The organism is Oscillibacter valericigenes, from assembly GCF_021531915.1.
Classification (GTDB): Bacteria; Bacillota; Clostridia; order Oscillospirales; family Oscillospiraceae; genus Oscillibacter; species Oscillibacter valericigenes_A.
The window spans coordinates 53,986-71,729 of sequence record NZ_JAFBIV010000008.1; the positions used below are offsets into that span (position 1 = coordinate 53,986).

The window sequence follows — 17,744 nt, forward strand, 5'->3', positions numbered from 1 at the left end:
CAATATCTTTAACTAAGGGAAACGGGGTTGAGCTACCCTGACGTGACCCTGCTGGAGCCCCTGGCGGCTGCCCTGGGACTGACGGTGGAGGAGCTGATGACCTGCCGCAGGCAGGAGACGGAGAGCGGGGAGGAGAGTCCGGTGAAGGCGTTGCTGAACATTTCCAGTGATAGCGTGAAAACGGAGAAACGCCGAGGCTGGTCCCGGCTGGCCGGCGTACTGGCACTGCTAGCGATAACAGGGTTGATGGTCCTGTACGCGGTATCCGTTCGGTCTGTCCGGGAGGATGATAGCCATGTGGTCCAGCTGAAGGAGACCGTGGATGGAGTCAACTATCTTTACATCATGGAGCCCTGGAACGATGACCATCTGCTGCGGCTGAGGTGCGGAGAGAATGTGGATTTTGACGCCGTCCAGCTGGCCGATGAATGGGGGGATGAGTACACCTACCGGATGTCCTTCCGCTGGAACCGCTGGACCCGGCAGGGCGTGGTGACGGCCTGTGAGCGGAGCGGGATCTCGTTGGGCGGCATGATGGACGTGAGTTTTGAGGTGGAGTGCGAACCACTGTTCGGGTATCCCGAGGTATTTTACACCACGGAGAACTACTACCAGGACCCATACAGCGAGTCCCGGGGCAGGGCCTTTCTCTGCGATGCCCGGTTCTGGATCACAGATGTCCCCCTGGATAAGAGGCTGCTGAACGAGGTACAGGATGGCGGTTCGCCTTATCCAGAGGAGGTCAAGGAGACCGTCCTGCTGGTGGAGGACTGCATGAATGCCGTCATCTGTGACTGGGACGGCGATGGGGAAAATGAGGTGGTGGCCCGTACCCGCTGGGTGGAGAAGCCCTATACCATCTATGACATGGTAGACGGAGAGATCACGGAGACCTGGCGTGACACCGTGCCGGAGACGGTCTGTGAGAAGCTGGTCTGCATTTGGGAGCAGTAAAGCGATGAAGGAAGCGGAACATACTGACCTCCTGTGGTGCCTTTGGGTTGACACCCGGCGCCGTGTGGTCTCCTTCCATGAGACGGAGGACTGTGAGCTGCTGGAATTCCGAAGCCAGGAGCTGTTTCTCCGCTGCATTGACCAGTACACGGAGCAGCAGTACCGATATCAATAGGCATAAAATGAGCCCCGGCCGCGTATTCCGCAGCCGGGGTCATATCTTGCGAGCAAAACTGTAAGCCGGGTTCTGTATTAGACAGTCATCTATCTAGACGTACCGTTGCCGGCACGTTCAAGCCACCCCGGGAGCGGCCGGGCCAGCCTGTATGCTCCCATACCGGTGTTGCTCCGGATAGAGTTTACAGCGATGGACAGTCTCCAGCCATCGGGTGCGCTCTTACCGCACCTTTCCACCCTTGCTCGTGAGAGAAACTCTCACGGGCGGTATATCTCTGTTGCACTTTTCCTGAAGTCGCCTTCGGCGGGCGTTACCCGTTATCCTTGCCCTGTGGAGCCCGGACTTTCCTCATGACCGGCCTTTCGGCCTGGCCACGCGACCGTCTGTTTTCCTCGCGTCCTTATTTTACAGGAACCATGTCCCGTTGTCAACGGGAGGTTTTGGCAGAGACGCCGGCCCTTGTCACAGGCGGCGGGATATGGTATGATAGCGAAAGAAAATCGTTTCCGCCCCGGCGGGAAACAGGAGGGCACTACGGCATTTCATCTCATCGACATGGAGACATGGGAACGCCGGGACCATTACCGCTACTACCAGACCCTGGTCCGCACCGGCTACACCCTGACCACGGAGGTTGACATCACCCGCCTGCTTGAGGAGGTCCACGGTCGGGAGCTGCGGTTCTATCCGGTGATGCTCTACGTGATCTCCACCGCCGTGAACCGTCAGCGGGAGCTGCGCATGGCCCGGGACAGGGAGGGCCATCTGGGGTACTGGGATGTCTGCCATCCCTCCTACACCATTTTCCATGAAGATGACCACACCTTTTCGGATATCTGGACGGCGTATTCTGAGGACTTTGTCAGGTTTTACCGGGACTGCACGGCGGATATGGAGACCTGGAAGGATGTGAAGGGCGTCAAGACCAAGCCGGACAAGCCCGACAGCTTCACGCCCATCTCCTGTCTGCCCTGGCTGTCCCAGACCGGCATGGGCTACGACACCCCCATGACCTCGCCCATGCTGTTCCCGGTGGTGCTGTTCGGCAAGTATTTCCGGCGGGACGGCCGGACGCTGCTGCCTGTCTCAGGCTACTTCCAGCACTGCGTCTGCGACGGCTACCACGCCTCGCTGCTTTTCAATACCGTGCAGGACCTTGCGTCGCAGCCGGAGGCGTGGATGGGAAATTTTTGAGCGGCGTTGTAATTTCCGGTCCACCGCGGTATAATTTCCATGTATGAGAACCTCCGCTTTACGGCGGAGTATCTAAGGAGCGAAGATCCATGAATTTTGAAGCATATCTGGCGTCGCTGCAGGACAAGACCGTGGCAGTCATCGGCATCGGCGTTTCCAACCAGCCCCTGCTGCGGCTGCTGCTGAGCCGGGGCATTTCCGTGACAGCCTGCGACAAAAAGAGCCGGGAGGCCCTGGGCGTGGTGGCCGAGCAGCTGGAGGCCCTGGGCTGCCGCCTGCGGCTGGGGGAGGAGTACCTGAAGGACCTGACAGAGGACGTGATCTTCCGCACCCCCGGCATGCGGCCGGACCTGCCAGAGTTGAACGAAGCCGTGGCGCGGGGCAGCGTTCTCACCAGCGAGATGGAGGTCTTTCTGGAGGTCTGCCCCTGTCCCATCGTGGCTGTCACCGGCAGCGACGGTAAAACGACCACCACCACCATTATTTCCGAGCTATTGAAGCGGGCCGGGAAGACCGTCCACGTGGGCGGCAACATCGGCCACCCGCTGCTGGCGGAGACCGGGTCCATGCAGCCTGACGACATCGCCGTGCTGGAGCTGTCCAGTTTCCAGCTGATGACCATGACCCGCAGCCCCCACATTGCCGTCATCACCAATCTGGCCCCCAATCACCTGGACGTCCACAAGGACTTTCAGGAGTATATTGATGCAAAGGAAAATATCTTTACACATCAAGGGCCTGAGGATATTGCGGTTTTCAACGCTGACAACATCTATACGGCGGAGGAGGCGGGCCGGGCCATTGGCCGGGCGCGGCTGTTCTCCCGCAAGACGGAGCCGGAGGACGGTGTGTTTCTGCGTGGTGACGCCATCGTGGCCCGCCATGACGGTCGGGAGCGGCAGGTCATGACCACCGCCGACATCAAGCTCCCCGGTGTCCACAACATCGAAAACTACCTGGCGGCCATCGCCGCCGTGGACGGAATGGTCAGCGACGAGATCATCCGGGACTTCGCCCGGGAGTTCGGCGGTGTGGAGCACCGCATCGAGCTGATCCGCACCCGGAAGGGCGTCCGGTGGTACAACGACTCCATCGCCTCCAGCCCCAGCCGCACCATCGCGGGACTGAATTCCTTCAAAGAGAAGGTCATCCTCATCGCAGGCGGCAAGGACAAGGGCATCTCCTACGATGACCTGGGTCCCGTTGTCAATGACCATGTAAAGCTGCTGCTGCTCTGCGGCGCCACAGCGGGGGTCATCCGCAAATCCGTGGAACAGGCGGACAACTACAACGGCCTGGAGATCATGGATGTGCAGGACTACCAGGAGGCGGTCGCCATTGCCGACAGCCGGGCCGTGGAGGGCGACGTGGTGATCCTGTCTCCCGCCAGCACCTCCTTCGACCGTTTCGCTAACTTCATGGAGCGGGGCCGGGTGTTCAAGGACATCGTGAACCAGCTGCCGTAACGGGCGGCTTCGACTAGGCCAACCTCCTCTCCGCATAGGATAGCGGGAGGAGGTGAGGCCTGTGCGCCCCGGGTTCTTTTACTACCGCCGCCACCTGGACCGGCGGATGCTGTTTCGGCTACTGGCGCTGGTGGTGACGGTATCTCTGCTGGCCCTGACCCTGATGGCCACCGCCCGGATGCGACCCCTGCTGGAGAGCCTGGCCACCACCCGGGTATCCAACACCGTCAACCGCATCATTTCCGAGGCGGTGAACGAGGCCATCCAGAACGGCGATATCAGCTATGAGCGGCTGATCTCCCTGGAGAAGGACAACGAGGGGAAGATCACCGCCGTCCACAGCAACATGGCGGCCTTCAACCGCCTGCAATCTCAGATTTTGGACATCATCCTGGCCAAGATCGACCAGGTATCCGCTCGGGAACTGAGCATCCCCATCGGCACCCTGACGGGCTCCGCCCTTCTGGCAGGCCGGGGGCCACGCATCCGGGTGCGGATGGAGTCCGTGGGATCCTCCACCGCCCGCTTCAACAACCGGTTTGAGTCAGCGGGCATCAACCAGACCAAGCACCAGATCATCCTGGAGGTGGAGGTCAGCGTGGCCATCCTGCTGCCGGGCTTCACCACCGCCACCAAGGTCTCCACCGCCGTCACCGTGGCGGAGACGGTGATCGTGGGAGCCGTGCCGGACACGTACACCTATTTCAGCACCACGCCGGATACCTACGAGGAAGACCTGAAAGACTATATCCTGAACAACAGCTAGGGAGGAAACGCCCCATGGAATTCCAAGATTACCATGAGGAAATGAAATATCTGCGGGACTACCTGAACGAACAGGGCTACCTGTATTACGTGCTAGACGCCCCTGTGATCCCGGATTATGAATACGACCGGCTGAACCGCCGCCTGGAGGAACTGGAGGCGGCGCACCCCGAGGAGGTCACCCACGATTCCCCCACCCAGCGGGTGGGCGGCAAGATTCTGGAGGGCTTCCAGCCTTACAGCCATGAGGTGCCTTTGGAGAGCCTGCAAGACGTGTTCAACGGCGAAGAGGTGGCGGAGTTCTGCGAAAAGATGGACGAAGCCCTGGGGGCCATGGTGGAATACTCCGTAGAGCCCAAGGTGGACGGCCTTTCTGTGGCCCTGGAGTACCGGGACGGCGTGTTCGTCCGGGGCGCAACCCGGGGCGACGGCCGGGTGGGGGAGGACGTGACGGAGAACCTGAAGACCGTCCGGTCCATCCCCATGATGTTGCCTGAGAAGCTGCCCCGGCTCATCGTCCGGGGAGAGGTCTACATGTCCCGTGCGGTGTTCGAGGAGATCAACGCACGCCGGGAGCTGGAGGGGAAGCCCCTGATGGCCAATCCCCGCAACGCCGCCGCCGGCAGTCTGCGGCAGCTGGACCCCAAGGTCTGTGCCGAGCGGAAGCTGGATATCCAGGTGTTCAACCTGCAGCTGGCGGAGGGAAAGGAGTTTCTGTCCCACGCAGAGACCCTGGACTATCTGGCCTCCCAGCGGTTCAAGGTCATCCCCCACAAGACCCTGTCCGGCACCGCCGCCGTCCAGGCGGAGATCGACCGCATCAATGAGGAGCGCATGGCGTATCCCTTCGATATCGACGGTGCCGTTGTAAAGGTTAATTCCCTGTCAGACCGTGAGATTCTGGGCTCTACCGCCAAATTCCCCAAGTGGGCGGTGGCCTTCAAGTATCCTCCGGAGAAGAAGCCCGCCAAGGTCCTGGACATCGTGGTACAGGTGGGCCGCACCGGCGTGCTGACCCCCAAGGCGGTGCTGACGCCGGTCCGTCTGGCGGGCACCACTGTCACCAATGCCACCCTCCACAACCAGGACTATATCACCGAGAAGGACATCCGCATCGGGGATACCGTCATCGTCCAGAAGGCGGGGGAGATCATCCCGGAGATCGTGGAGGTGGACCTGAAGCAGCGGCCTGAGGATGCCCAGCCCTACACGCTGCCGGAGGTCTGTCCGGTCTGCGGCGCCCCGGCGGTGCGGGACCCGGACGGCGCGGCCCTGCGCTGCACTGGCGCCGAGTGCCCGGCCCAGCTGCTGCGGAACATCACCCACTTCGCCAGCCGGGATGCCATGGACATCGAGGGCCTGGGCCCCGCCGTGGTGCAGCAGCTGGTGGACAGCGGCCTGATCCGTAATGCCGCCGACCTTTACAGCCTTCACGCCGCAGAGGTCGCCAAGCTGGACCGCATGGGCGCCAAATCCGCGGAGAACCTGATCCGGGCCATTGAGAAGTCCAAGGCCAACGACCTGAGCAAACTGATCTACGGCCTGGGCATCCGCCAGGTGGGCGAAAAGGCCGCCAAGGTGCTGGCCTCCCATTTCCGCACCTTTGACGCCCTGGACGCGGCCACTGCCGAGGAGCTGACGGAGATCGACGACGTGGGCGCCATTACCGCCCAGTGCATTGTGGACTACCTGGCCCAGCCCCAGTCCCGGGACCTGATCGACCGCCTGAAGGCCGCCGGGGTCAATATGGAGAGCACGGCGCAGCTGGTGGACGACCGCTTCGCCGGGATGACCTTTGTCCTCACCGGGACGCTGACCCGCTTTGACCGCAAGACCGCCCAGGGGCTCATTGAGGAGCGGGGCGGCAAGGCGGCGGGCTCCGTCAGCAAGAAGACCACCTATGTGGTGGCAGGCGAGGCCGCCGGCAGCAAGCTGAAAAAGGCTCAGGAGCTGAACATCCCCGTTCTGACGGAGGATGAATTTGCAAAGATGCTGGAGTGAAAAGGGGGAGTTTCCCCCTTTTCCTGTTATAAAGGAGACATTATGAAAGAAGAACGGTTTTCCATCGGCCATCTCCCCGCCGTGCTCTACGGTGAACCATCGGACAGGGTATGGCTGTTTATCCACGGCAAGCAGGGGTACAAGGAAGAGGGATTGGATTTCGCGGAACTGGTTTGTCCCAAAGGCTGGCAAGTGTTATCCATTGACATGCCGGAACACGGCCGGCGGCAGGGAGGACCGGAGAAGCTGGTGCCCTGGCAGGTGGTCCCGGAGCTGGAAGCGGTGATGGCCTGCGCCCGGAGCCGCTGGGGACAGATTGCCTTGCGGGCCAACAGCATCGGCGCCTGGTTCGCCATGCAGGCCTTTGCCAAAACGCCGCCGGTCCGCAGCCTGTTTGTTTCGCCCATCCTGGACATGGCGGAGCTGATCCGCACCATGATGGGCTGGGCCGGAGTGACGGAGGCGGAGCTGGAGGCCAGGGGAGAGATCGCAACATCTTTCGGAGAGATCCTGTCCTGGCGGTACCGGCAGTACGCCATGGACCACCCCATCACCCGGTGGGACAGCCCTACCGCCGTGCTGTACGGCGGATTGGACAACCTGACGCCCTGCTCCACAGCTGAGGCCTTTGCCGTCCGGTTTCACGCCGATCTGACCGTCATGGAAGATGGCGAGCACTGGTTCCACACCCCGGAGCAGCTGGACGTGCTGCGCCGGTGGACCCTGACCAATCTGGAGGAGGACAACCCATGATCCGTCCCATTCTGAAGACCTTTACCGGCTGGACGGCCCAGATCATCCAGCACGAGATCGACCACTGCAACGGTATTTTGATCTGAAAAAGTCCGGAAAGACCGCTGAAATGACGGTACTTTCCGGACTTTTTTCGGCAGATGGCATAAAACAGAGAAACGACGCTCCCGGATTCACAGAAAAACGGCAAAAAATTACAAAAGCAGACAAATTCTGCTTGCATATTCAAAAAATGTAATATATACTAAAGGTAGTACTTCACAGGCTCGAGGTGAAACAGGATGACCAGTTGGTCTTTGCTTTCCGAATATTTCGCGTTGATCCTGATTGTGGTGATCATGCTGTTTTTCTATGACAGCAAGCAGGTCCATTCTGCCCGCAGACGCCTGTTCTGGAACTGTTTGCTGTTGTCCGTGGCCTCTATTCTGCTGAACATTGCCTCCGTCCATGCCATTGAAAACATTGGACGGGTCTCGGTAGAGGTAAATAAGGCACTGAACAGCGCCTATTTTCTGGTCAGTGTGCTGATGTCCACTGCCATTACATATTATATTTTCCAGCGGCTGCTGGAATTCGTCTATGACAAGCGCTGTCTCCAGCGAGCCAGGCTCGCTTTGTGGCTGGTGCTGGGCGTCTATACAGGGCTGATCCTCTGGAATCTGTACAGCGGTGTGATCTTCTATTTTGACCAGGCGGGTAATTACTGCCGCGGTCCTCTGAATGCGGCGGGCTTCCTGGCACCTGTGCTGGAGGTCGGGCTGGTACTGGTCTGTTACTTCCGCAACCGCAAGAGCGTGGGCCGTGCCATGGTCCGAATCATGTGGACGGTGCCGCCCATCGTGGTGCTGCTGGTGCTCTATCAGGTGGCTTATCCCGAGCAGCTGCTGAACGGGACCATCAGTGCCCTGGCGAATCTGATCATTTTCATCAGCTTCCAGAGCAGCCGCATTGAGCGGGACCCTCTTACCGGCATCAACAACCGGCGGAGCTTCATGGAGGAGCTGACCCTCCGGATGGCTGGCCGGCAGAATTATCAGGTCATCCTGGTGGCACTGAAGCAGTTCGCCCGGGTGAACCAGGTGTATGGCCACAGCAGCGGCGATGCCATCCTCTTTCAGGTCGCCGGTGCCCTGCAGCAGTTTTCTGCCGGCGGCCGGATCTTCCGGTACAACAGCGTGGAGTTTCTGCTTCTGATACCCGGCTCCGATGAAAAGGAGAGGGAGGAGCGGCTGGAGCAGGTCCTGTCCTGCATGCGCCGGGAGTGGCCCCTTGGAGAAAGCCATGTGGCCGTGCCTTTCTGTGCGGCGGAACTGACCTACTCCGGCCAGGACTGTACCCCGGAGCAGATCATCAGCTATCTGGAGTACTGTGTCCGTCTGGGCAAGGAGGACGGGCGCGAGCTGGTGCGGTTCGACGGTGAAACGGCCCAAAGGCACCGGCGCCGGGAGTACCTGATCCGGACCATGCAGGCGGCTGTCCGGGACGGCCGGTTCCAGGTGTGGTATCAGCCGGTCTATCACCGGGACACCGGCAGCTTCGATTCGGCGGAGGCCCTGATCCGGCTGTCCGACGAACAGGGGCAGCCCATCTCTCCGGCGGAGTTTATTCCCGTGGCCGAGGAAAACGGCCTGATCGACGCCCTGAGCTGGATCGTGCTGGAGGGCGTGTGCCGGCTGCTGGGCAGCGGCACGGTCCCGGAGCTGAAGACCGTGTCCATCAACCTGTCCATGCAGCAGTTCCTGCGGAAGGACCTGACAGAGCGGATCGAGGATATGCTGCGGAAATACGGCGTGGCGCCTGAGCGGCTGAAGCTGGAGATCACGGAGCGGGTGCTGGCCGACAACAGTCAGCTTGCGCGGCAGACCATGGAGAAGATGAGCCGCAGACATCTGGAGTTCCTGCTGGATGACTTCGGCACCGGCTATTCCAACTTCTCCAGTGTGCTGGGCCTGCCCTTTGAGGCCGTCAAGCTGGACCGCAGCCTGATGGCGGGCCTGACGAACGACCCACGGTCCCGGCTAATGGCCGACACCATCATCCCGTTTTTCCACAAGCTGGGACAGCAGGTAGTGGCCGAGGGCATCGAGAGCAGGGAACAGGCGGAACTGGCGCTGCGCTGCGGCGCGGACCGCATCCAGGGCTTCTACTACGCCCGGCCCATGCCGGAGTCGGAGCTGGCAGAGTGGTACCGCAGCCGGAAAAAGGCAGCGGAGCATACATAAAAAACCAGGGAGACATTCGGCCGAATGTCTCCCTGATTGTTTGTGCAGCTGGTTCAGTCGCCGATGGCGGGGCTGATGACCTTTCCCAGGTTCCAGGTGGTGGCCAGGTGACGGGCTACGGACTGCCGCTCTTCTTCACTGTGGAAGGGCAGCTCCGCCGTGTGGCAGCCGCAGTCCAGGCACTCCACATACAGGCACCAGCCGTTCTCCTCCTGGATCAGGCCGGGGCCGTGGCACCGGGGGCATTCAAACAGCTCAATATCGTCAAAATCATGCATGATGGGTTTCTCCTTTGTGTGTTCTTCCCATGCAGTATATCACGAATAGCGGGAAAGTACAAACAGGATTTCCGCGTTTTCGCAGATTTACAGGGTGCATCCCCGGAAAACAGGCTTGTCATTGCCCGCAGCGGCCGCTATAATGAGACTAACATCCGAAGGAGAGAGCCATTTCATGCGAATCATCATTTCCCCGGCCAAGAAAATGAACATGGACACCGACAGCCTGCCCGTCCGGGACCTGCCCCGGTTCCTGGACCGGACGGAGGAGCTGCTGACTCTGCTGCGGGCCATGTCCCCGGAGACGTTGAAGGACCTCTGGAAGTGCAATGACCAGCTTGCCCGGCTGAACGTGGAGCGGCTGGCGGACATGGACCTGCGGAGCCAACTGACCCCCGCCATCCTGGCCTACGAGGGCATCCAGTACCAGTACATGGCCCCCGGTGTGTTCACCGGGGAGGAGCTGGCCTACGTGCAGGAGCACTTGCGTATCCTGTCCGGGTTTTACGGAGTGCTGCGGCCCTTCGACGGCGTACGGCCCTACCGGCTGGAGATGCAGGCCAAGCTGAAAACGCCGAAGGGGAAGGACCTCTATCAATTCTGGGAGGATACCCTGGCGGCGGAGGTCTTCGGAGAGACGGACTGCGTGGTGAATCTGGCTTCCAAGGAGTACAGCCAGTGCCTGTCCCGGTATTTGCCCTCCGGCGCCCGGTTCATCACCTGCGTGTTCGGTGAGCGGAAGAACGGCAAGATCATCGAAAAGGGGACCATGTGCAAAATGGCCCGGGGAGAAATGGTCCGCTATCTGGCGGAAAACCGGGCGGAGGACCCGGAGCAGATGCGGAACTTTGACCGGCTCCAGTACCACTTTTCCCAGGAAGATTCTGACGAACAGACCTATACATTCATCAGGGAGGATACACAACATGCTGGCCATTGGAACGAAGGCGCCTGACTTCACCCTGCCGGACAAGGACGGTAATCCCGTCCGTCTGACGGACTATCTGGGGAAGAAGGTGGTCCTGTATTTTTACCCCAGGGACAACACCCCCGGCTGCACCCGGCAGGCCTGTGCCTTCGCGGAGGCCTACAACCGCTTCCGGGCGCAGGACGTGGTGGTCATCGGAATCAGTAAGGATTCTACGGCGTCCCACCAGAGATTCGCCGCCAAATTCGAGCTGCCCTTCATCCTGCTGTCCGACTCCGAATTGCAGGCCATCCAGGCCTACGACGTGTGGCAGGAGAAGAAGCTCTACGGCAAGGTCTCCATGGGCGTGGTGCGCACCTCCTACCTCATCGACGAGGAGGGTATCATCCGGCAGGTGCTGCCTAAGGTAAAGCCGGACACCAACGCTGCGGAGGTCCTGGCGTATCTGGATACCCTGTAAAGGATCAGTCCCCGGGACGGCAGCCGTCCCGGGGACTTTTTGACGCAAGCATGCTGAGAACGGTCATTTGTCGAAGCTGGGGTTGATGAAGTAGACGTTCTTCTCGTTCATGCGGTCCTTCGCCAGCCGCAGGCCCTCGCCGAAGCGTTGGAAGTGGACCACCTCCCGGGCCCGAAGGAACTTGATGACGTCGTTGACGTCGGGATCATCGCTCAGGCGCAGGATGTTGTCATAGGTGACCCGGGCCTTCTGTTCTGCTGCGACCGTGTAAGGACAACATTTTTGCTCTCAGAGCTGGGAAGACTTTCTGGACGCCGGATTTTGTGTTATAATAACCCTGAATTTGGTTGTTTGTCAATTCTGAATGGCGATTTGTGACCATGCAAGTTGAAATCTCAATCTATGATAGGGGAGGTATTACCATGAGCGTCGCAGCGAACACAAGAGAGCAGTATAAAGCCACCATGCAAAAAGTGCAGGAATTGCTCACGCAAAACCCTGAATGGCGTGACCGCTATGCGGAGTACATCAAAAAGCTTTCCGAAATACCAAAACAATTACAGGCAGCACAAAAGCAGTTTTCCGTTCCGGCTCCCTTTCAGCTGTATCTGAGTATCTCAATGGCGATGAAGTGCAATTCCAGAAGTACTTATTTTGAGCTGCGGTTTCATGGGAGAAGTGTCGCGGAGATCACTGTTTCCAATCAGGAGGAAAAGAAAGTAGACATTCATGTAAAAAATGTGCCGGCGATATTGAAAGCGTTAGAATCTGCGAAAATGGGTACTATAGCTGACCAGCTCCGGGAATGCGTGAAGCAGAAAAAGATGGATTGGCACAGCGAACAGGCCAGACAGTTCCGTGCGCTATATTCGGAATTGGAAAAAAGTATGAAATCCAATCCGATGCTGCTTCCCGGACAGCCGGAACACGACATGGAGAGCGCATTGCTTCAAAACTATGCGCAGAAACGATCTGGTGGGAAAGAATTGTTGGATATTCAGCCAGTCACCATAAAGGGTACATCTGCAAGGTTCCAAATGCCCACACCTCTTCGTGCAAGCAGTGCAAAAAACGGGATAGAAAAAATTGAATATTCCTGCCAGTACGGCGGAGGAATTGACATCTTAGCCAGAATGGGGCGCGGACGAGGTACAACGCTGGCTGTTCTGGAATTAAAAGATGAGAATAAATCCTCCGAGCCGCCGGAAAAGGCCATTTGCCAGGCAATCGCTTACGCAACGTTTTTGCGGGAATTGCTGAGAAGTGATTGCGGGCGGGATTGGTGGCAGTTCTTTGGCTTCGGAGGAAGTGTACCCAAGGCACTGGGACTAAAAGCCATCATTGTGATGCCGAATGAGCCGAATACATCCATTGCATTTGGCGGTGAGGAGTTAACATTCAAAGATTCAGAGGATAAAATCAGATTGGAGTATATTTACCGGGCAAATCCAAAGAACGGACTGCCCCAAATTACCTCAATTCAATAAAATGATTCTTCCGATGCTGCCACCCTGTTGTCGCGGCGGTTTGCTATACTGTCTGCAAAGAAACAACAGGAGGACGGTTTTATGGATGAAGAAAGATTTACACAAAACGGGCCCATGCAGACTGGCGACGATTTGACCTGCCCGAATTGCGGGAGCCATCGGGTTCGTTGGATGCCTTATCCGAAGCTGGAATTTGGCATTTGGTTCGTTCTCTGGCTGATCTTTTCGTTCGCAGGTTATGCCGTCTCACCGATCATACTGCTTGTGGGGCTTGCGTTCTGGACCATTGCACTTATCATCCGAATCCAGCAAAACCGGCGGGCGAAGCTTCATAATCGGATGCACTGCGATGTCTGCGGAACTGATTTTGATGTGGCAAAAAGCGAAATTGGGAAGGGGAGAAGCGGTATATGAACATGCAGCGGCGTATTATCACATTTGGCCTGACCGAGGCACAAAATGCTCTTGTGGAGCAGAGCCGTCCTGCGGGGAATTATGAAGTGTTTGATACCGACGCGCCGACAGATGTCATTGCGATCGGCGCCGTTGCCATCATTGTATACGCGCCCGCCATGGATGAGGATTCCATCAGGATGATCTTTGATTACTACACGGAAGTCGAAAGCTATACGAACGATACTGTCATCTGGCTAGGTGAGCCAAAGCCGCCTAAAAGCCTCCAAAAGTTCTTCAAATGCTATGATTCCTTTGAGGCTGTGGAAGAGAAACTCAAATATCTGTTGCTGAATGCTCACAGCAGGAGCAAAAAAGCCTTCGAGTACAGCGAAAAGCTGGTGAATAGTCTGAAAATTCTGGCAATGATCCGCCAACATCCCGGCATCACAACACAGAAGCTGGCTGACGAGCTGGAACTTTCCATCCGCAGTGTGCAGCGCTATATTGCGGCTTTGCAGGCAGCGGGGGAGTGGATTGAATATGACCGGACAATCAAAGAATGGAAGCTGTTTCACGGCATTTCTGCTCTGTTCGGAGAGGTTTGGGACGGTGAATGGGATTGAAAATCTGCATTTACAGAGGTACGCATCAAATCGGCGGCATCGCCGCAGAAATTTCCACGGAGAAAACGCGCATCCTTATTGACATGGGCGATGAGTTGTCGGTTGATCCTGATTTTGTTCCTGCACCGCTGAATATCCCTGGTGTCACGGATACAAACGGGCGCTGTGATGCTGTGCTGTTCACGCACTATCACGGTGACCATATCGGGCAGATGGCGCGCATCCGGCCAGAGATCCCGCTCTATGCCGGAGCGTTGGCAAAGGACATCATGCTCCTGTCTGCACAGCACAGCAACCGGACAGACGAACCGCTTTTTCGCCGTATGGAAAGCATCCGCACCTTTTCGCCCGGTGAAGCTTTCTCTGTCGGCGATATTCGAATAACGCCCTATTCTATCGACCATTCCGCCTGCGACAGCTATATGTTCCTGCTGGAAACAGACGGAAAGCGCATCCTCTATACCGGCGATTTCCGGCTGCATGGTGTTCGCGGCAAGGCAATGCCCAGGATACTGGACAAACTGGTGGGCAAGGTAGATGCCGTCATTACGGAGGGAACAACGGTTTCCCGGCCCGGCGGTGCAGTTCCACGGGAGTGGGACTTACAGACGCAGATCAAGGACTATTTGAAAAAATATAAATACGTCTTCGTCTTATGCGCAAGTACCAATCTTGACCGGATCTTTGCCTTTGCAAGGGCTGTACCAAGGGGGAAATATTGCATCTGTGACAAATACCAGTATACCCTTGCAGAGACTGTTTCCAGCCATTGGAAGAGTTATTCTTCCTTTTATGAAATGCCGAAGCTGACTTGGTTTCAATACAAGCCCGCTGCTGGTTTTCAGGAACGCGGCGGTCTGATGTTCGTCCGGGCAAACCGGCAGTTTGAAACCATCATCCGGCAGTTTGATCCGACGCAAAGTATTCTGCTCTACTCCATGTGGGACGGCTACCGAACAAAACCCGGCAGCAATCTCCCGGCGTTTCTTGCGCTGACCGGCACATGGGAAACGCTGCATACCAGCGGCCATGCGTCGCCGGAAGATACTCGGCTTGTGCTCGACAAAGCGGACCCGGAACTGGTGATTCCAATGCACACGGATGCTCCGCAGCAGATGCAGAATATCTGCCCGAATCGCAAGATCGTGCTTTTAAACGACGGAGAGGAGCTGAGACTGTGACAAACGATGTATATACCATAGGCCTCACGCGCACAGAGCTTCAGACATTGAAAGTCCTGCTTCCGATCACATTTCCCGTTATCCCATACGACACGGAGCAGCTCGACGAATCCGAGATCAAAAGAATCACAGGACAGGCACGCTGCATCGTGCTGAATCCAAAGCATCTTGTTGCGGAGACTCTTGCGGAGTTTATTTACGATCAGGACTACCTGTGCAATCACGGCCAACCGGTTCCGGTGATACTGCTGTCTGACCATCTGACCCGCGAGCAGCAGCACACAGTCCCCGTTCCAGAGTATCTTTCGGTAATCGACCTCCATAAACGAATTGACCGAAACAGAAGTTTTGCAGTCAAAACATTGCGCGAAGCGTCACTTCCGTGCTGGCAGAACCGGGTGGCAATGCGCAGTAATATGTTCAATGACGGATGGTATCTCATCGACCTTGAAACCACTGGAGTTGATGTCTGGAAGGACAGCATCATCTGTATCCGCCTTGTATATATGGCAAATGATAAAATTGTCGGCCAGCCGCAAATGATTTATATTCGCCAATCAAAGCCGCTGCCGGACGGGATTTCAAAATTGACCGGCATCACCGATGAAATGCTGGCGCAGGGTATATCGCTGGAGGAGGCAGTGGAACAGCTTGAAGGACTGTCATGCAGTGATACACCTTTTGTCTTTACATCAGAGGAGTTCACAGCAGGTTTCCTGAAAGCGGTTTTCCTGCGCTGCGGCAAATCTTTCATACGCCCATATATCGCCATTGATAAGCTGGCGGCCATTCCATTCGGCTACCTGATGCAGCGTCATGCGCTGAATATTCCATCTCTGATAGATTCCAGTTCATCCGGCAATCTTGTTTTTGACGATCAGCTTCAGGAGCTTTATGAACTGACGAAGTGCGTCTTTGAAAACCTGTGCATCCGGTATGACGTTCGTTGTCCCGGGCAATTTGATAAGCTGTATGCGGCGGAACTCTGCGGAGTCTGACACGTGAAAGCAAAGAAGGAAGCAAGCTTTTTCGCTTGCTTCCTTCTTTCTGTATCAGAAGTTCCAGTGAATCTCAATAGGTACCTCATGGGTTCCGGGAATTCGTTTCCCGACACTTATGTAGTCGATCAGGATTTCCACCATCTCACGGGTCAGATGCTCCACGTTGGTGTAGCGCTGAATCAGTTCCTTGCGCTGATCACCGGCCAGCATCTGCGACTCCAACTCGTCCAGCCGCTGGTCCGCCTCCTTGATTTGCTGTTCCATGCGCTCACGGTCTGCCGCAAAACTGTCCGCCATAGAGATGTAATCCTCCTCGCTGACGATGCCTTTGACCTTATCCATATACAGGGTGCGCAGGTAAGCCCGGTTATCCTCAAGCTGCTTCTGGAGCTTGGCCTTGGATTCCATCCAATTTGCTTTTTGCTGCTCCAGGTTCTGACTGAATTGGACATTGCGCTCCAGTTCATCTTGATCCAGATAGGTGCGGGAGAGGGCGTTCAACTCCTGAATCACCATTTTCTCCAGTTTCTCTACGGGAATGAAGGCCCCGATGCAGGAGTCCTTCGCCACATGGCGGTTGGAGCATTGCAGGTAGTGCCTCCCGCGATTCTTGGATGAACGCATGGTGTAGCCGCAGTTGGCGCATCGGACTTTTCGGGCGAAAAGGCCAATGCTGCCCACATCAAACGGCTTGGCGCGGGATGCCACCATCGCCTGCACCCGATCCCAGAGGTCACGTTCAATGATCGGCTCATGGGTTCCCTCAACACGATACCACGTTTCCTTGGGGCGGGGCTTATTCTGCTTGGTTTTATAGGAAATGCTGCCATATTTGCCCTGGACCATGTTGCCGATATAGATCTCATTGACCAGCATATCCGAGATGGCGGAGTATTTCCAAAGCGTGCTGTTTTTCCGTTTCGGCTGCTGATAGCGCAGACCATGCAATCGCTTATACTCTGTAGGATTCGGAATGCCGCGGTCGTTGAGCATCCGGGCGATAGCCGTTTTGCCGTAGCCCTGGGAAAAGAGCGTAAATACCTCCCGTACCACAGCTGCGGCCTCCTCATCAATGATGAGATGGCCCTTCTGGTCGGGGTCCTTTTTGTAACCATAGAGGGCGAATGCCCCGATATGAAACCCGTTTTTCCGCCGGTTGGTCAGGACGCTGCGGATGTTTTCCGACATGTCCTCCAGATACCACTCATTGACCAGGCCGTTGATCTGCCGGGACTTTTTGTTACCCTTGTTGGCCGTATCCGCATTATCTACCAGGCTGACAAAGCGGATGCCCCAGATAGGGAAGAGGCCGTTGATGTACCGTTCCACCAGCTCCAGCTCACGGGTGAAGCGGGACTGGCTCTTGCATAGAATGATGTCAAACTTGCGGGCCTTGGCATCTTCTAAAAGACGCACAAATTCCGGGCGGTTCCGGTCGGAACCTGTGTAATTATCATCACTGTAAATGTTATATACTTCCCAGCCTTGCTCAATGGAATATTCCAAAAGCATGGCCTTTTGATTCTGGATGCTGTTGCTGTCATCCGTTTCGAATTTCTTATTGCGGTCCTCTTCAGACAGACGGCAATAGATCGCAACTTTTTCCATTCGGATTGCCTCCTATCTATAAAAACACCCGCTTTCATCACGCTCAAGCTGTGATGAAAGCGGGTCATGTATTGCACCGATATTCAGTTTATCGAGCGCCGGACAGGATCGCCTTGGAGCGTTCCAACTGATTGATCAGCTGAATCCAGACGCTTGTATAAGCCTGTACGGTTGTGCAGGTCTCACCGCTTTTAAAATAGCTCTTGCAGAGAACAGAGTCATTCATAAATCAATTCCTCCTTACTCAAA

The 17,744-nt window shown here is 56.9% G+C and carries 18 protein-coding genes, 1 other RNA gene and 2 pseudogenes; 16 read left to right on the forward strand and 5 right to left on the reverse strand.

Features of this window, described 5'->3' with window-relative positions:
* Nucleotides 1-27 precede the first annotated feature (27 nt).
* Both JQM66_RS07250 and JQM66_RS07255 read left to right on the forward strand, forming a co-directional pair.
* Nucleotides 28-954 carry a hypothetical protein gene (locus tag JQM66_RS07250; RefSeq protein ID WP_235229216.1) on the forward strand — a complete coding sequence of 309 codons (927 nt, stop codon included), beginning with the start codon at nucleotides 28-30 and terminating at the stop codon, nucleotides 952-954.
* Between the two features lie 4 nt (nucleotides 955-958).
* On the forward strand, nucleotides 959-1,129 hold the full coding sequence (locus tag JQM66_RS07255) for a hypothetical protein (RefSeq protein WP_235229217.1): 171 nt from the start codon (nucleotides 959-961) through the stop codon (nucleotides 1,127-1,129).
* 45 nt (nucleotides 1,130-1,174) lie between these two features.
* Here the strand turns inward: JQM66_RS07255 and rnpB are convergent.
* An RNA gene (rnpB, locus tag JQM66_RS07260) (RNase P RNA component class A) lies at nucleotides 1,175-1,527 on the reverse strand.
* 88 nt (nucleotides 1,528-1,615) lie between these two features.
* On the opposite strand from rnpB, the gene JQM66_RS07265 reads away from it, so the two are divergent.
* From JQM66_RS07265 to JQM66_RS07295, 7 genes and pseudogenes are all read left to right on the forward strand, one after another.
* On the forward strand, nucleotides 1,616-2,326 hold the full coding sequence (locus tag JQM66_RS07265; protein ID WP_235229218.1) for a chloramphenicol acetyltransferase: 711 nt from the start codon (nucleotides 1,616-1,618) through the stop codon (nucleotides 2,324-2,326).
* Nucleotides 2,327-2,415: 89 nt separating this feature from the next.
* Complete coding sequence (gene murD / locus JQM66_RS07270) at nucleotides 2,416-3,792, forward strand: UDP-N-acetylmuramoyl-L-alanine--D-glutamate ligase (RefSeq protein ID WP_235229219.1); 1,377 nt, start codon at nucleotides 2,416-2,418, stop codon at nucleotides 3,790-3,792.
* A 61-nt stretch (nucleotides 3,793-3,853) separates the two neighbouring features.
* On the forward strand, nucleotides 3,854-4,558 hold the full coding sequence (gene yunB, locus JQM66_RS07275; RefSeq protein WP_235229220.1) for a sporulation protein YunB: 705 nt from the start codon (nucleotides 3,854-3,856) through the stop codon (nucleotides 4,556-4,558).
* A gap of 14 nt (nucleotides 4,559-4,572) precedes the next feature.
* Nucleotides 4,573-6,558, forward strand: a complete 1,986-nt coding sequence (gene ligA, locus JQM66_RS07280) for an NAD-dependent DNA ligase LigA (RefSeq protein WP_235229221.1) — start codon at nucleotides 4,573-4,575, stop codon at nucleotides 6,556-6,558.
* A gap of 42 nt (nucleotides 6,559-6,600) precedes the next feature.
* Nucleotides 6,601-7,311 (forward strand): alpha/beta hydrolase, encoded by a 711-nt coding sequence (locus tag JQM66_RS07285; RefSeq protein ID WP_235229222.1) that lies wholly within the window; start codon nucleotides 6,601-6,603, stop codon nucleotides 7,309-7,311.
* 11 nt (nucleotides 7,312-7,322) lie between these two features.
* Nucleotides 7,323-7,397 (forward strand): annotated as a pseudogene (locus tag JQM66_RS07290) (peptide deformylase); the annotation flags it as partial.
* Between the two features lie 195 nt (nucleotides 7,398-7,592).
* Nucleotides 7,593-9,533 carry a putative bifunctional diguanylate cyclase/phosphodiesterase gene (locus tag JQM66_RS07295; RefSeq protein ID WP_235229224.1) on the forward strand — a complete coding sequence of 647 codons (1,941 nt, stop codon included), beginning with the start codon at nucleotides 7,593-7,595 and terminating at the stop codon, nucleotides 9,531-9,533.
* 53 nt (nucleotides 9,534-9,586) lie between these two features.
* Here the strand turns inward: JQM66_RS07295 and JQM66_RS07300 are convergent, their stop codons facing one another.
* On the reverse strand, nucleotides 9,587-9,811 hold the full coding sequence (locus JQM66_RS07300) for a Lar family restriction alleviation protein (protein ID WP_235229225.1): 225 nt from the start codon (nucleotides 9,809-9,811) through the stop codon (nucleotides 9,587-9,589).
* 175 nt (nucleotides 9,812-9,986) lie between these two features.
* On the opposite strand from JQM66_RS07300, the gene yaaA reads away from it, so the two are divergent.
* Nucleotides 9,987-10,766 (forward strand): peroxide stress protein YaaA, encoded by a 780-nt coding sequence (gene yaaA / locus JQM66_RS07305; protein ID WP_235229226.1) that lies wholly within the window; start codon nucleotides 9,987-9,989, stop codon nucleotides 10,764-10,766.
* Nucleotides 10,738-11,199, forward strand: coding sequence for a thioredoxin-dependent thiol peroxidase (gene bcp / locus JQM66_RS07310; protein WP_235229227.1), 462 nt, complete (start codon nucleotides 10,738-10,740; stop codon nucleotides 11,197-11,199). Before yaaA ends, bcp begins: the two co-directional genes overlap by 29 nt.
* Nucleotides 11,200-11,262: 63 nt before the next feature.
* On the opposite strand, the pseudogene JQM66_RS07315 reads toward bcp, so the two are convergent.
* Nucleotides 11,263-11,463, reverse strand: a pseudogene (locus JQM66_RS07315) (manganese catalase family protein); the annotation flags it as partial.
* 158 nt (nucleotides 11,464-11,621) lie between these two features.
* On the opposite strand from JQM66_RS07315, the gene JQM66_RS07320 reads away from it, so the two are divergent.
* The 5 genes from JQM66_RS07320 (at nucleotide 11,622) to JQM66_RS12665 (ending at nucleotide 15,884) form a co-directional block, all read left to right on the forward strand.
* Nucleotides 11,622-12,686, forward strand: coding sequence for a hypothetical protein (locus JQM66_RS07320; RefSeq protein WP_235229228.1), 1,065 nt, complete (start codon nucleotides 11,622-11,624; stop codon nucleotides 12,684-12,686).
* Nucleotides 12,687-12,767: 81 nt separating this feature from the next.
* Nucleotides 12,768-13,100 carry a hypothetical protein gene (locus JQM66_RS07325; RefSeq protein ID WP_235229229.1) on the forward strand — a complete coding sequence of 111 codons (333 nt, stop codon included), beginning with the start codon at nucleotides 12,768-12,770 and terminating at the stop codon, nucleotides 13,098-13,100.
* Nucleotides 13,097-13,705 carry an HTH domain-containing protein gene (locus JQM66_RS07330; protein ID WP_235229230.1) on the forward strand — a complete coding sequence of 203 codons (609 nt, stop codon included), beginning with the start codon at nucleotides 13,097-13,099 and terminating at the stop codon, nucleotides 13,703-13,705. Before JQM66_RS07325 ends, JQM66_RS07330 begins: the two co-directional genes overlap by 4 nt.
* Nucleotides 13,696-14,886, forward strand: a complete 1,191-nt coding sequence (locus tag JQM66_RS07335; protein ID WP_235229231.1) for an MBL fold metallo-hydrolase — start codon at nucleotides 13,696-13,698, stop codon at nucleotides 14,884-14,886. Before JQM66_RS07330 ends, JQM66_RS07335 begins: the two co-directional genes overlap by 10 nt.
* Nucleotides 14,883-15,884 (forward strand): 3'-5' exonuclease, encoded by a 1,002-nt coding sequence (locus JQM66_RS12665; protein ID WP_235229232.1) that lies wholly within the window; start codon nucleotides 14,883-14,885, stop codon nucleotides 15,882-15,884. The genes JQM66_RS07335 and JQM66_RS12665 overlap by 4 nt, the downstream gene beginning before the upstream one ends.
* A 54-nt stretch (nucleotides 15,885-15,938) precedes the next feature.
* On the opposite strand, the gene JQM66_RS07345 is transcribed toward JQM66_RS12665, so the two are convergent.
* Complete coding sequence (locus JQM66_RS07345) at nucleotides 15,939-17,495, reverse strand: recombinase family protein (RefSeq protein ID WP_235229233.1); 1,557 nt, start codon at nucleotides 17,493-17,495, stop codon at nucleotides 15,939-15,941.
* Nucleotides 17,496-17,583: 88 nt separating this feature from the next.
* Nucleotides 17,584-17,721 carry a hypothetical protein gene (locus JQM66_RS07350; protein ID WP_235229234.1) on the reverse strand — a complete coding sequence of 46 codons (138 nt, stop codon included), beginning with the start codon at nucleotides 17,719-17,721 and terminating at the stop codon, nucleotides 17,584-17,586.
* Nucleotides 17,722-17,744 lie beyond the last annotated feature (23 nt).

Coding starts and splice junctions, on each gene's coding strand:
- JQM66_RS07320 (WP_235229228.1), top strand. CDS start 11,622: ATGAGCGTCGCAGCGAACACAAGAGAGCAGTATAAAGCCACCATGCAA.
- JQM66_RS07265 (WP_235229218.1), top strand. CDS start 1,616: ATGATAGCGAAAGAAAATCGTTTCCGCCCCGGCGGGAAACAGGAGGGC.
- JQM66_RS07325 (WP_235229229.1), top strand. CDS start 12,768: ATGGATGAAGAAAGATTTACACAAAACGGGCCCATGCAGACTGGCGAC.
- JQM66_RS07295 (WP_235229224.1), top strand. CDS start 7,593: ATGACCAGTTGGTCTTTGCTTTCCGAATATTTCGCGTTGATCCTGATT.
- bcp (WP_235229227.1), top strand. CDS start 10,738: ATGCTGGCCATTGGAACGAAGGCGCCTGACTTCACCCTGCCGGACAAG.
- JQM66_RS07330 (WP_235229230.1), top strand. CDS start 13,097: ATGAACATGCAGCGGCGTATTATCACATTTGGCCTGACCGAGGCACAA.
- JQM66_RS07300 (WP_235229225.1), bottom strand. CDS start 9,811: ATGCATGATTTTGACGATATTGAGCTGTTTGAATGCCCCCGGTGCCAC.
- JQM66_RS07285 (WP_235229222.1), top strand. CDS start 6,601: ATGAAAGAAGAACGGTTTTCCATCGGCCATCTCCCCGCCGTGCTCTAC.
- JQM66_RS07345 (WP_235229233.1), bottom strand. CDS start 17,495: ATGGAAAAAGTTGCGATCTATTGCCGTCTGTCTGAAGAGGACCGCAAT.
- JQM66_RS07350 (WP_235229234.1), bottom strand. CDS start 17,721: ATGAATGACTCTGTTCTCTGCAAGAGCTATTTTAAAAGCGGTGAGACC.
- JQM66_RS07255 (WP_235229217.1), top strand. CDS start 959: ATGAAGGAAGCGGAACATACTGACCTCCTGTGGTGCCTTTGGGTTGAC.
- ligA (WP_235229221.1), top strand. CDS start 4,573: ATGGAATTCCAAGATTACCATGAGGAAATGAAATATCTGCGGGACTAC.
- yaaA (WP_235229226.1), top strand. CDS start 9,987: ATGCGAATCATCATTTCCCCGGCCAAGAAAATGAACATGGACACCGAC.
- murD (WP_235229219.1), top strand. CDS start 2,416: ATGAATTTTGAAGCATATCTGGCGTCGCTGCAGGACAAGACCGTGGCA.
- JQM66_RS07335 (WP_235229231.1), top strand. CDS start 13,696: ATGGGATTGAAAATCTGCATTTACAGAGGTACGCATCAAATCGGCGGC.